The organism is Maribacter aquivivus, assembly GCF_900142175.1.
In the GTDB taxonomy this organism is placed as follows: domain Bacteria; phylum Bacteroidota; class Bacteroidia; order Flavobacteriales; family Flavobacteriaceae; genus Maribacter; species Maribacter aquivivus.
On the sequence record NZ_FQZX01000001.1, the window covers coordinates 1394524 to 1409046 of the forward strand.

At 31.6% G+C, this 14523-nt stretch carries 11 protein-coding genes; 1 reads left to right on the plus strand and 10 read right to left on the minus strand.

Annotated features, from left to right (window positions below; translation table 11 throughout):
- The first annotated feature begins 179 nt into the window (after positions 1 to 179).
- Complete coding sequence (locus BUC31_RS05885) at positions 180 to 938, plus strand: WecB/TagA/CpsF family glycosyltransferase (protein ID WP_211573848.1); 759 nt, start codon at positions 180 to 182, stop codon at positions 936 to 938.
- Positions 939 to 1044: 106 nt separating this feature from the next.
- Here BUC31_RS05885 and BUC31_RS05890 read toward each other — a convergent pair whose 3' ends face one another.
- From BUC31_RS05890 to BUC31_RS05935, 10 genes are all read right to left on the minus strand, one after another.
- On the minus strand, positions 1045 to 3165 hold the full coding sequence (locus BUC31_RS05890; protein WP_139251900.1) for an Ig-like domain-containing protein: 2121 nt from the start codon (positions 3163 to 3165) through the stop codon (positions 1045 to 1047).
- 823 nt (positions 3166 to 3988) lie between these two features.
- Positions 3989 to 5716 (minus strand): PQQ-dependent sugar dehydrogenase, encoded by a 1728-nt coding sequence (locus BUC31_RS05895; protein WP_073242128.1) that lies wholly within the window; start codon positions 5714 to 5716, stop codon positions 3989 to 3991.
- 33 nt (positions 5717 to 5749) lie between these two features.
- Positions 5750 to 6715: a glycosyltransferase family 2 protein gene (locus tag BUC31_RS05900; RefSeq protein WP_211573849.1), complete on the minus strand. Its 966-nt coding sequence runs from the start codon at positions 6713 to 6715 to the stop codon at positions 5750 to 5752.
- Entirely contained in the window at positions 6655 to 7206 is a 552-nt protein-coding gene (locus tag BUC31_RS05905) for an LbetaH domain-containing protein (RefSeq protein WP_073242132.1), read from the minus strand. The genes BUC31_RS05900 and BUC31_RS05905 overlap by 61 nt, the downstream gene beginning before the upstream one ends.
- Before the next feature lie 19 nt (positions 7207 to 7225).
- Positions 7226 to 8011, minus strand: coding sequence for a glycosyltransferase family 2 protein (locus BUC31_RS05910; protein WP_073242134.1), 786 nt, complete (start codon positions 8009 to 8011; stop codon positions 7226 to 7228).
- A gap of 5 nt (positions 8012 to 8016) precedes the next feature.
- Positions 8017 to 9189, minus strand: a complete 1173-nt coding sequence (locus BUC31_RS05915; RefSeq protein ID WP_073242136.1) for a glycosyltransferase — start codon at positions 9187 to 9189, stop codon at positions 8017 to 8019.
- Positions 9186 to 10175 (minus strand): glycosyltransferase family 4 protein, encoded by a 990-nt coding sequence (locus tag BUC31_RS05920; protein WP_073242138.1) that lies wholly within the window; start codon positions 10173 to 10175, stop codon positions 9186 to 9188. The genes BUC31_RS05915 and BUC31_RS05920 overlap by 4 nt, the downstream gene beginning before the upstream one ends.
- Positions 10176 to 10186: 11 nt before the next feature.
- Positions 10187 to 11557 (minus strand): phenylacetate--CoA ligase family protein, encoded by a 1371-nt coding sequence (locus tag BUC31_RS05925; RefSeq protein WP_073242140.1) that lies wholly within the window; start codon positions 11555 to 11557, stop codon positions 10187 to 10189.
- A gap of 103 nt (positions 11558 to 11660) precedes the next feature.
- Positions 11661 to 12920, minus strand: coding sequence for a WcaI family glycosyltransferase (locus tag BUC31_RS05930; RefSeq protein WP_073242142.1), 1260 nt, complete (start codon positions 12918 to 12920; stop codon positions 11661 to 11663).
- A gap of 392 nt (positions 12921 to 13312) precedes the next feature.
- Complete coding sequence (locus tag BUC31_RS05935) at positions 13313 to 14434, minus strand: glycosyltransferase (RefSeq protein ID WP_084134953.1); 1122 nt, start codon at positions 14432 to 14434, stop codon at positions 13313 to 13315.
- Between the last annotated feature and the right edge of the window lie 89 nt (positions 14435 to 14523).

A 14523-nucleotide genomic window follows, 5' to 3' on the forward strand; every position in this document is an offset into this window, starting at 1 on the left:
AATACTCTTAAATTGAAAATAAACTTACCTTTTCTGCAGATAAACGTAATTTTAGTGTTAATAATTTAGAATTCGATATCTTTGGTTTTAAATTCTAATAACCCCCGGAGTAATTGCTATTCCTAAATTATAGCTGTTAATATTTAACGGTTAGTTGGTTTTAAGAGAATGTATTTACTATGATTTTAGATGATTATATGATTGCTACTGATGTTAATTCAGAAGTTTTATGTCTTGGTTACCCTATTTATAATTCTTCACTTAATGATTTACCTAATAAATCAAAATTGTTGGTGAATACCATCAATCAATATTCATATTGTATTTCAGAAGAAGATGCTACTTTTAAAGAAGCACTTTTGAATAGTGATGTTATTTTGCCCGATGGTGTTGGTATTGTATTTGCATCAAAGTGGTTGAATGATGTTAAGGTAAAAAAAATAGCTGGAGCAGATTTTCATGAGTTTCAATTAAAACGTTTAAATAGTATTAATGGTTCTTGTTTTTACTTGGGTGCTTCAAACGAAACTTTAGGTAAGATAGAAACCAGGTTGAAAAAAGAATACCCAAATGTGAAATTTGGTAGTTACTCGCCACCCTATAAACCAAGCTTTACAGAAGAAGATAACGTAAAAATGATACAAGAGGTGAACAATTTTAGTCCAGATGTATTATTTGTGGGTATGACTGCTCCAAAACAAGAAAAATGGAGCTATGCGCATAAAGGTGAACTTGAAGCTAAAATTATCTGCTCTATAGGTGCTGTATTTGATTTTTATGCAGGGACCGTAGAAAGACCTAATAAAATTTGGCAAGATTTAGGTTTAGAGTGGTTAGGTCGTCTTTTTAAAGAACCTAAAAGAATGTGGAGACGATATATTTATTATGGTGGCATTTTTGCTAAGCATATGGTAAAGGCTAAATTTAATCGCTTATAGTTAAATGGAACTGATACAACTTTAATATTCTGGTATTCTAAATTTATTTTAATTAGTCCTAACTTCAAGTGATTTCTAAATAAAATAAAATTTTAGTTACTAAATATTAATTACATAAGTTGAGACTTGAATTTTCTATAACATTATTTGTTCCTCTTAGCCTAAAACACCCCGGACTTGTGGTAATAACTTCAACTCCCGATAATGAAACGTTTTCTCCGTCTGCACTATCCAAAGGATAGACAGTAGAGGTAAGTGAATTATCTTTGAGTACCATATTTTCGAAAATTACATTATCTAGATTTCCTACAAATCTTAAGGTGTTAAATTTGTGACGATCTTGGAATATACCGGTTTCGCTTTCGGCATACATATTTTTGAATGTTCCATTAGAAATATCTTGAATGTCAGCGAGCCCATCTCGTCTATAAGAAGAGTATCCATCTACTGTTACGTTGGTAATATGATCTGTGAGTTTAAGAGAATTGCAATATCCACCACCTGATCTTACATTAGGTGAACCAACATAATTACCATTATCAATTACGTCAGAAATATGTACCTCTCGAGAATCGTTCGGTTGACCATCTTTGTTGATGTAAAACAAATGAGGTGGAGGTGACCAAGTACCACCATTTCCGCCAATATCACCTCCAGCGGAATTTTGAATATCAGTATACCTATGCGAACGTACTGTCTCAACATTAAAATTTGACACATTACCTTGTATGCCCATAATTGTGCCATCTAAAGTCAATCTTCTTAATGTAACGTTTGAAGTTTGAGTTTTAGGGTCAGTACTTTCGTTCGTTACACTGGTATTTTCGTTAAACTCTGTCGTTAACTTCATGAAATAAGGGCAGAATTGTTGTGCATTTGCACCATCTGGCACTCTTAATGAAACATCTTCTAGTAGAATATTTGAGGCGCCTCTAATGTTAAAAACTGCCCAAAAGGAAATTGCTCCCGACCATGCAGGGTCAGCGCCAGAAAAAGACATTCCTTTATTAGCAATTAACCAGTTTTCTACCTGTAATTGATTGGCGGCATTTGTTTGCGAATCAATCGGTAAGGTAGAATAGGTTTGATCCCATACCATATTTATATTTTTAAAGGTAACATTATCGGCAAGTGCTATTATAAATGCTGGTGAACGTAAGTTGTTGATAATTAATTCTGATTCAGATGTACCCTCTATCCAATCATTATCATTCAAGAAAATTGACTTTGTACCAGTAGCCGAAACATCAATAAACATTTTTCCATCGATCAAAATTTTGGCATTTGTATTATTTGCTTGTTTAAGGGTCTCTACAAGATAGTCTCTGTCATCGGTCGAACCGTTCATGTAAGCGCCAAACCATTGAGGCTTAATAAACTCTGTGCCAAGGGTTCCAGCTAAATTAATTGATTCAAAAATACGTTGGTTGTCTTCAGTTTGAATTATTGTATTGTTGAAGGATATGGTACCATTAACTAGGGTGCCACCTTTAAAAATTAAGGTAATATTTTCCGGTAATATTATTTCTTGACCACTAAGCTCAAAACGGTCAAAAATCTCCCATGAAGCATTACCCATATTTGCAGGAATATTACTCCAATCAAAATTGCTTGGGATTACAAAATTCGTACTACTTATGTCGTCGGTACCACTAGTATTATCAGTTTCCTCGTTTCCTTCTGGTTCTATTGTTACAGTGCCTTCTTCAGTTGTAGTAGAACCATCTTCCTCTTCTACTTCAATGACATAATCAAAGGTGTCTGTTTCTTGATTGTTTTGTTCTTCAGTTTCAGAATCGTCGGATGATGATTCTGAAGTTTCAGTTGATGTTTCTGATTCTTCTGATTCATTGGAAGAAGAATCAGAAGAATCTTCATGTGGCGTTTCTGCTGTATTGGAATCAACTTCATTATCAGAAGTATCTGTAGGAGTATAAATAATTTTTTGATTTTCACTAATCTCTATAGCTCCATTTTCTGGATTAGAAGTTTGAATAATTTTCACATTTTGCCCTGCTGCAAATGTATCATTGGCTAGTACATCTAAAATTATAGGGTCGTACCCGTTAATTATAAAAGCATCATCTACTGCATATTGATTATTGTTTTCATTAATGTTGGTAACATATTCTGAGAGAATATCCGTATCCTTACTACAAGAAAAGTGAAGTGAAAATATTGCTAATAAAAAAAGTATATTAATCTTCTTGAAAATTAATCGTTGCATAAATAGGTTCATATTGTAGATGTAATTTTGGGGTGGGTGGTACTTAAACAATTACTTTGGGGTTGTATTTGTTTAAATAATTAACTATGTTCTTTATTTGTTTTTTGTTTATATTTTTGATATACGTATACAATTAAGGTTTTGGTTGTCCAAGACATTGATTATTAGACAATTGTTTTTTAAAATGTTGTGAAAACCTCATTTAGGATAAGTATAATTTTGGTTTTTTGTTGTAAAGAAATATTTAATAATTTTTTTACAAAAATATTTAAATAAATAAAATAATCGATGAAATATTCAAATAATCGATGAAATACACTTGATAATTTTTTAATCTATTTTTTATTCAACTTTCTTAAGCAAAACTTGAATAAAATGTAATTAATAGTTGAATTACGTAGTTTTTGGAAAAACTTAATAAACAATATTTTATTTAGAGGATCTATTAAGAATGTAGAAATACAGACTTGGGTAAGATTAGAATTTGTCTGTTTTAGGACGTATAGTAAGTACAATTAAGAATATATCTTAATTAAATTCTTACTATAGAATAGGTAAAACTGCATAGAACAGATGTACCTCGATTTAAAAATGAATCTAATTATTTTTATATTTTATAAAGACTATTCTCGTAGTTTTTATAAAATTAATAAGGTATAATAAAATACTAGGTTTAAATTCTGACATACCATAGTAAATTACGGTAATCGGAAAAATTCTGTTTTCTTGAATGGTATTAATCTTGATACTTTGTATTTTTTTTTTGCTTTTATCAGTCGAATTGTAGAGTTATGATTTTTAAGGAAAATTTAAATATTTTATTTTATTGTTTCAATGATAGAACATAGTTGGAAACTTCTATTATTTCGTCATTTGAAAGTTTATTTTTCCAAGCGGGCATAGCGCCGTTTGCCGATCCATTTTTGATAATAAATTTCAAATTTTCTTTTCCCTTTGCTTCTTTATCGTTAATTAAATTGGGTGCTATGGCTCCTTGTCCCTCTCTTCCGTGGCATGTTTGACAATTTTGTTGGAAGATAGTTTTTCCAGTTTTTAATCTTTTATTAAATTCTTCATTGGTTGATGATAAGATTTTAAAATTTTCTTTTCTAATGGGTTTAAATAAGGTAATGGTCAAATTATTAAACCCAGATACGTAAATATTACCATTTATTGGGTTCTCTATAAGATCTAGAGGACCGCCATCTAAAACTAAGCCCATATCAGAACCTAGATAATCTTGAACTATATCCTTTTTTGACCCACCAGGTCTTAGAATAATAATGTCATTGTATTGCATTCTTGTCACTAGAATACAGTTTTGCAATTTTCCATTGAATACTTTGCTTTTATATTCAATAATACCAGTGGGGGCAACGTGTGGTCCAAAATCATAAGAAAATCCTCTAAAATTGGTATCTGCTTCTATTCCGTTATATTCAAAATTTTCAACATCTATATCACCTCGATTGAGAACGTATTCTGCTCTTAAAGGGTTTGGGTGTCCATAATAACCGCCTTGCTCTACACGAACCATAAAATCATTTTGATCAGGCTGAGCTCCTATAATTGCTCGAATATTTTTTGGTCCTTTATAGTTTATCGATGATAGAGGCGGGACGTAGTAGGGAGATTTTGGGTTAGAGGTTGGTGTGTTTTCATTTCCTCCAGAACCATTAATGGTTGTGTATAACTGACCATTGCTATGCCAAACTAAATCATATGCATTTCTTACACCTGTAGCATAGATTTTTAATGGTGAATTATTTTGATATGGATCATAATTTCCGCCACCATCTTTTGTTTTAACATCTAGAGGTAGTTCATTTGGTAATTTATTGGTGTCTAAAATTAAAATAGTAGCGGATAATGATGCCTCTTGAAAAGGTTTTTGCTTTTTCTCACAATCACACCATCCCATACCTGTGTTGGCTCCTTGACTAAAATATAGTTTACCATTCTCGTCAAAAACAATAGAGTTTGCAAAATTTTCTTGATTTGGACCAAAACGGGGCAAACCTTTTATTATTATTTCATTTCTCAGGACCTCATCTGTTTCGCTGCTTAATTGTAAACGTGTTATACTACCAGCCCAATCTATTTTATCTTGATTCATAGAAGAATTTGAGAACTTTACCCAATCACTATCGGTTTCTGAGTTTGAAGTCCAAATAATTAAACTATCGGAACTGGATATGGGGTCGAAAGCTAAACCTATTGTGAATTTTGATAAGTCGCCATATGGTTTAAAGGTGTGTTCTAATTGTAATTCTCCAGTCGGCTGAATGTTAAACCGTAAAATCTGTCCATTAATTTCACTTGCATATAGCTTGTGGTCAGGTCCGATAACTAAACTGGTAAATTGTCCTTTAATAGTTTTGTCTAAATTGACTTTTTGGAAGAGAATACCATCTAATTCATTGTTAGGCATTGTGTTGTATATGCGTATTTGTCTATTTATATATCTATTGATTCGATTTGGATAAAACACAAGAATTAGTAATAATCCTAAAGTAAATAGCATTGCGACTTTTTTTGATTTACCATTCATACAAATCATTAAATAGATGAATTTTTTTAAAATTTAAAGCCTTATTTGATAATTCTGCAGTATAAACAACTTCATTTTTTCTTTATCGCCTCCGCAATGCTTTTTTATTTCATAAATTTTGGCATCTACTAAGGTTCTATACCACCAACCTTGTAAAAAATGCCATAAAAATCCTTCTTTACCTTGTGTAAAGCCAAGTTTTAAAAAATAACGGTAAATAAAATATATAAAGGATCGCCAAAAGAGGGGCATATTAGCGTATTTTTTTTTCTTGTCTCGTTTGGACAAGGCGTCTTTTGACATCTCATATTGCAATACTTCTGAAGATTTCGGTTTTATAAAGTTGTATTCTAAATTTAATAAATCTATCGCCTCTCTAATAGAATATCCATCATGTTTTTGAATCCACCAACCAAGGGGGTTTAAATTATGGTCTACAAAGTATCCTTCAAAATGGATGCTTTTTCCCTTTGTCAATACTATATGCTCATCCATCCATCTTTCCTCACAAAATCCATGCTTATTTTTAAATAATCTTAGCATGTTCATTTGTAACATTCCCTTGGTCATTAATGTATTAAGAAAATACATTTTTCGTTCGAATACTATTCCTGATATATTTTTTTCTAAACGTGGTAGTTTTCGATTGATTTCGGAAATCAAGTCTGCCATTAAATATTCATCGGCATCTAGACGAAAAACCCACTCGGTAGTAATTGGCAAGTTGTTCAAGCCCCAATTTAGCTGTTTGGCATAATTATTTTCCCATTTATTTTGGTATACTTTTGCACCTAACGATTCTGCAATGTGAATTGTATTGTCGGTAGAAAATGAATCTACCAAAAAGATTTCTTCAGAAAATTTTTGAGCATTTTTTATACAGCGTTCTATATGCTTTTCTTCATTATAAGTTAGAATGATTGTAGATATGGTATCCATTAGCTTTTTATTTCTCTGATTTTTATAAATTTTGCAGGATTTCCGCCAACTACTGTCCAAGAATCTATTTTCTTAAACACAGCCGATCTTGCTCCAACAACGGCTCCATCTTCAATTATAACCCCTGGTCCTATAAATGCATCTGCGCATACCCAAACTTGATTTTTTATATATATAGGAGCTGCGTACCATTCTAAAGATGGTGTTGTGTGGTAGTGAGAACTAGCGCAGATATAACTTTTCTGAGAAATTATAGTGTTTGACCCTATGCAGACCAAGCCTTGGTTATAGATATCTACATTGCGCCCTATTGCACTAAACGAGCCCATTTCTAAGTTCCAGGGTGCCCAAATTTTTACACTTGCATATATTAAACTATTGTTACCTATTTTGGCACCAAATAGTCTTAAGATGAAGTTTCGCCATGTACGAAAAATGTTAAGAAAAAAGACGCGAAAGAATAAAATATAAGTAATTGACCAAATAACCCTTTTTATCCTACTTTTTAATGTAAAAGGATCATGATATTTAGACATGTCAATTCTATTCATTAAATATACTATTAGATTGTTATTGAACTTTTAAAGATTGAAATCTCATTAGATTATAAACTGGTTTTAAGTTTTTGGCTATAAAATGAGAAGAAGTAATTAACTTTTCTATCATCCAAATCTTAACTGAACTATAATTTAAAATTTCTTTACGAATCTTATTTGCTTCTGCTAGACCCTGTTTTTTATTTACACTGGAAACTCCATCTAAGTTGAACAGGCAAATCCAATTATCGATGTATTGAATATTTGATGCCTTGCTCAAAAATTCAATTGTGAATTTATAATCAGCAGAAATAGGATAGTTATGTTGATCAAAAGATAAATTATTTTCTTTTATAATTTTGAGTGAGTATATCATGGCTTGATGATTTGTAAACATACCATACCATGAATACTTGTGGTTTCTAGCTTTCTTGTAGTTTAGGTCATTTGAATTATGTTGTTTTACAACGGCATTGCCATAAATGAAGTCAGACTCTTTGGTTTTAACATCTTCAAATATAGAAGATAGTGTGTGCTTGTTAAATAAAGAGTCTCCACTGTTTATAAAGATCACATAATCTCCCGTAGATAGGCTTAAACCTTTATTCATTGCATCGTACAATCCTTTATCAGGTTCAGAAATAAAAACATTTATCTTTTCATTGTATTTATTTATTATATCTGTAGTTCCATCATTAGAAGCTCCATCTATTATAATATATTCTTGGTTTAAATATGTTTGATTTATACAGCTAAGAATCGTCTTTTCAATTGTTTTCACTTCATTATAGGAGATAGTTATAATGGATATTTTTTTCATAGTCGTTAATTTTTTAGCAAACCATTTAGAAAAGTATTCGCAGTGATTTCTATAGAGAAATATTCTTTGTAAACATTTATAGCAGATTGGGCAAAATTTTCTTTTACTTGAAAATCGAAATCATACCATTTTCTTAGTAAAGCTTCTGTGCCTATCATGGTATCTTGTTCAATAATACCGGCATTACCTTGTTCTATTTCACGCCAAATATTAACCTTGTTACTTATAAGCACAGGTTTTCTACAAGCCAATGCTTCAACAACAGCGATACCAAAATTTTCTTGATGGCTTGGAAGAATAAAGACATCACTTTCGTAAAATGCCCCCCATTTAGAAAGCCCTTTTAACATACCCGGAAATATGATGTTATTTGATGTTGAGGCTAGTTGTTGCATCGCTATTCCATAAGACTCTTCCAAACCTGGTCCGGCGATTATTAATTGGGGCAAGTTTTGTATTTCTTTTTCTAGTTTTAAATAAGCCATGATCAAAAGATCAACTCCTTTTTTAGGATGTACCCTACTTAGAAAGATAATATGAGGTTTCCCGTTCCATTGGGGTACTTGTTTTGAAAAAGCATTTCGCATTGAAGAATGCTTTTTTGGGGGTGGTTGAATACCATAGCCAACATTTATTTCTGTTTTAGGATTGTAGTTGGGGAAGGTAGTCCTTGCCAATAGCAACTCTTCTTCACAGGTAAATAAAATTCCATTTGCATTGTTCACTACTTTTTTCTCAATTAATTTCCAGTAAATATCATTCCGCAGTGCTTTTAGTTTGCGTGTTGTTGCTTTTTGGAAATATGGGTCTAACATGCCATGTGGCATAACATATACTTTTGGTGATGTTTTATAATTTTTTCTATGTGTTAAAATAGATTTGATACCTGCATAACTAGAAAAAAGCCATAGCCCATGTATTATGACAATATCAAATTTATTATAGTTGTCAAGTAGCCATGGAATTAGTTTTTTATTGTATTTCCAAGGCGTTTTAGCTTCACCTAATGTATGAATAGGAAAGATATCTTGACCTAGATAATCTGCGTTTGGGCTGTCCAAACAAACTACTTCGTTATGAACATTTGATTTTTGTAGCTCGGGAATTGCGTTTCTGATTCCTTGGCAAGGCCCTCCCTGTTTAGGATCCATACTTGGAATAATACGTAGAATGTTCATGTTTTGGCTAAATTTTGATATAGTTCAACATATTGTTTGGCTATGTTCTTAACAGAAAATCTTTTTGCGTTCACTAATCCTTTTTCAATAATATCCAAGCGATAAACATTATCGGTAATTACCTTTTTATATGCTCTTGAAATTGACTTTTCACTAGTTGGATCAACAAATACAGCTCCATTTCCAGCAACTTCAATAATAGGCTCTATTTTTGAAGTAATAACTATTCGACCAGTTTGTTGACCTTCAATTACGGGCATTCCAAACCCTTCATATAATGAAGGAAAATTAATTATATCACTATTAATATACTCTAATCTTATTTCTTCGTCCGTAAGATTAAACCTGTTGGAATAATCAATGTTATACATTTTTAAAAGCTGTAGTTGTAACTCGTTTAAAGTACCTATAATGCGAAGATGACAGGGTATTTCTTCTAGCGCTTTTATCGTTTTGTCTAAATTTTTATTCCAACCTGTGCCTATATGTAGAATAACCGGTCTTTCTTGATTGAAAGACTTCTTGGAAAATTTAAATATCGGGTCAACGGCGTTGTGTATAACTTCTAGTTTGTCGGTTTTAATTTTACTGAGGATATTATTTTTGGTTTGATCAGAAATGCATACTACTTTATCGGCAATTTTTAATGGTAAATACAACCAAAACAACCATTTGTAGCAACGCTTAAAAGGGTTTTTTACATTGTCCAAAAATACAAGGTCATGTATAGTTAATACGGTTTTAACACCAATTAAAGCTATTAATACATCATGAATATGTCCTGTAATATGATGTATGGCATGTTTATTCTTTTTTTTATAAGTAAAAATATTATTTTTCAGAACGTCTATTGGCATAGAGCCTACGCAAGAAACTTCATAAATGGTTATATCTAATGTGGTATCCAACTCTTTTATCAATGTTCTGAATACTCGATGTATGGAATGACCTACTTTTGGGTTTCTAAAGAAATAGTTGATTTTCATTCGAGGTTTTTTTAAATATTAGATGTTACATTACTAATAATTAATGGGGTTTTGTTCCCTACTTGACGTATTTTATTGGTTTTTGTATATCTAATTTTAATTTCAGAACGAGATCGTTTTTTTAATAAGTCCACCATTTTTTCTGCGCTGATTTTACAACCTTCTTTTATTCTAGGCACAAAATTTATTGATACTGAGAAGTCAACTTGTTGTATTAATTGGAGTTCTTTAAACATACCCATATGTTCATTGAACATTGCCATTATATGCTCTCCTTTAATATGAAGTCCAGAAGGTGTGACAATATGAGTTGACTGTCGCCCATGTATATTATTCATTAAAGGTAAAGGAATGCCACATGTGCACTTCATTTCTTTGTATTGACCTTCATCCCCAATTTCATAACGTATTAATGGAAAAGCATAGTTGGTTAAATCTGTCAGCAAAATTTTACCTGTTGTATTCGGTGGTATTGGCTGATTAAATTCATCTACAAATTCAATATGAACAGTGTCTTGCATAATGTGTAGACCTTCTTTATTTGGGCATTCTGCGGCAATCAACATTATTTCGGTATTTCCATATTGATCGCATACAGGTGCACCAAAGGCTTTTTCCATTAGTATTCTTTGTTCTTCAAATAATGGTGCAGATGTTACCCATACCATTTTGGGAGCATGTATTTTTATATTGTTATCTAATAAATACAAGGCAAATTCGAAAACAACATCTACATATCCTTGTAATAAAGTAGGCTTAATTCTATTAAAATCCCTAACATATTTTTCTAGCTGTTTTTTCTGGGGATTAGCTGCCGCCAAGAAAATTCTTTTAGTAGGCCACCATAGAATTGTGTTAAGTATTTGTTTAAAAAATGACTTTTTAAAACGATAAATAAATGCTTGGTTTTCCCAAGGGTTAATGCCCCACCAACTTAAAATACGCCATCTAATTGGTGTTTCTGGATGTCTATTGTCATGAATTACCGAAACAGGAAGGCTGGTACTGCCAGATGTGCTAACCTTGTCACAATAAGATGGTGATACATTATTTACCTTTATAGAATGAAAATTATTACGTATTTCTTCTCTGGTTAAAGGTGGTATTTTTAAAAATTCTTCTGTTGTTAGATTACCTGTTTCATTGATTTTCAAATCTGCATATTTCTTTTTGTAGAAATCAGAATGTTCTTTTGCATGTTGAAAAATTGCATTACGCTTTTTAATATTGATACTTGAAATATTTTGATTCTTCAGCGCATCATCTGTTTTTCTATGTAATCGATCTAGCTTGGGACGTAGAATTTTTGTCTTCAATAAAAATATCAATTTTGAAAAACTGCCACGTGCTGTTAATACATTTTTAGGGGGTGTAATTTGCATAAACGTTTTAGTTAATATTTAAATTCTAATCAACTATAATTTAACTGGATATTATTTCTAAAGCCTAGGTATTTCATTTATTAATGGGTTTAATGTCACTATTTTATTCGTGTAAAAGTCGATTGTTAAAGGAGTGCATAATGTTGTCAATAGCCAAATGTTCTTCGGCATAGGTTCTTGCAGCTTGTTTTATATTATGATTGTTTGTATTAAGATATGCCTCTAAAATACCGGTGTTTAAAGCTTCTTGATTTTCCGCAGATACTAAAAGCCCCATACGATATTTACAGACCACTTTGTGTAATGTAGATTTGGCATTTGCAGTAATTAGTGCTAAGCCTCCTACGGCCAAAATAGTAGTAAGTTTGGATGGCATGACCAAATCACTAGCTTTTTCTTTTTGAATAATTAAATGCATATCTGCCATGTTTAAAAAGGTATTAAATTCTTCTTTAGGCTGTAATGGCATAAAACTTACATTATCTAATTCCATAAGTTCGGCTTTGTTTTTTAGAATTTCTTTGTAAGGTCCTGTACCGCAAATTATAAATTGAAGATTGCGATGAGCGTTTAGTGCTTTTGCAGTTTCTAGTATAGCTTCTAGTCCTTGTTTTTCGCCGATTGCACCAGAATATAACACTACGTAATCACTCAATTTAAAACCGAACTTCTCTTTTAATAGACCCTTTTCCTTTATTGGAAAAAAGTTATTTGTTTCTGTCCAATTAGGAAAGAGACTTATAGGCTTATGGGCTTTTTTACCTATTCGATCAATCATTCCTTCAGAAATACTACTTATAACGTCTGTATTTTGAAATATATAATGTTCTACTTTATATAACATTTTCAATAAATTATTAGACTTAATTATTCCCAAGTCTTGAGCAGCTTCAATTTGCATATCCTGAATGTGATATAAATGTTTGGCACCTCGAATCTTTTTTTGAAATACACCAATTAATCCTAGTTGAAAAGAAGGTGCGACCGTAATAACCCAATCGAATTTCTTTTGAAATAGAATAGGGGTACTACCCAAAAGTGCCGATATCGAAAAAGAGGTGTCTAAAAGCATACGTTTTAAGCCATTTGGTTTATTAGGTACGTACATAGGACATCTAATAATATTTAACCTACCACCTGATTCGTAATGTTTGGTTTCTTTCTTATACCAAAATCTATTTTTTCGATAAGGTTCCTGAACTTTCCAATAAGGATAATATGGATATGCGGTAAATACACAACAATGGTGTCCTTCTTGAGCCAACCAATGCATCATTTCTCCAGAATATTTGCCTATTCCGGTCAATTCGGGTGAAAAATTATACCCAATGAATAAAATACGTTTAGTGTTTTTTAGTTCCATTTCGTGTTCGTTTTTAAGCGTTATTTAATTAACCAAATCTTATAAGTCTGGGTTAAAACTATTTTTAGCTTTCATTATCTATCAGACCATATTTCAAGTGTTTTTGGTATGGAGAGAATGTGCTATTTATGTTATAACAATATGCTCAAGTTGATTTTAAGGCAATCTTACAGATCAAAATGTTTTTAAATGAGTTATATGCGGTCTCAAAAGGCTCGCATTTGTCATTTAAAAATAATGGGAGAACACGGGGGAAGTTTACATGATAATAATGTTGAAATAAAAATTAAAAATTATAGGTTTTATAAACCTTAGAGTGTATTCTAATTGAACGTTAGATAATATTTCTAATTATGCTTTATTGCTTCTATTCTATATTCATTAATTGAAGGTCAAGCAACCTTATTGGCCAAAACATCTATATAAATCTCTTCAAGATGATTTAGTATAATGCTCTGGTCAAACTTACTGATGTTATCTAGCCCTTTATGAATTAAATTACTTCGCTCTTCATCGTTCAATTGAAGTGTGTCTTCAAGAACCTTAGCGGATTGAAGTGCCCAAAAAAGTAATTTTTTATGATTTGGACTACGTTTTAAATATATTGCGGCACTACCTCCAACTTCATTCATTGGAGCTTTATTTGTTGTAATGACAGGGCAGCCGGCTGCCATAGCTTCAATAATAGGAAAACCAAAGCCTTCTTCTAATGATGGAAAGACAAATACACTCGCTCCTTGATACGCATAAGATAAAAGATTATCATTGGCGTCTTCTATAAAATAGATATCTTCTTTGTAGGGGGACCGTTCATAATAAGTTCTTATATTAGTTGATGGTTTATAACCAATCATTATTAACGGTAAAACTTTTTCAGAAATGTCTCTCCAGGCGTTGTATAGTGTAATAACCCCAATTCTGTTTTTGTAAAAAGTATTACCCCCAACATGTAATACATAACCATGCTTTAAATCTAATCTCAGATGCTTTCCTACAACGACTCTCGCATTTTCCATATTACCGGGTACAAATATTGAATCTAATGCATTGTATACTTGTTCAACACGTATAGGTTTTTTCTTTAAAAAAAATAATAAATCCTTTTTGGTGTTATTGGAGATACATACAAAATTATCAGCCATAGATAGACCTCTAAGAATTAGTTTTTGGTATATTTTCCCTGAAGTACTTGTTGGGTTTTCCTTTATAGTGCCCAATGCGGATTTTAATGCGATAAAATCATGGCAATGTACAATATGTTTTTTTTTTCGAATCAGTGGCATCCATATACTTAATGCTTGGTCAATTAAAACAAATAATACATTTTTATCCAAGACTTTACTTTTCTTTTTGAAGTATATTGGAAATATTATGTATTGATCTATATATCTTAACCACTTATTAATACCCTCAGGGAATTTATATTTTGATAGATAAAGTTTTGGACCCCAGACTTCAATATTATGCCCCTTTTTACACATCCCTTCACGTATAAAATTTTCATACCTTTTCATACTATATCCTAAGGTGTTCTCGTGATGAATTAAGAGTATAATTTTCAACTTCAATTTGAATTTATAAGTAGTAAGTTAACCTTACTTAA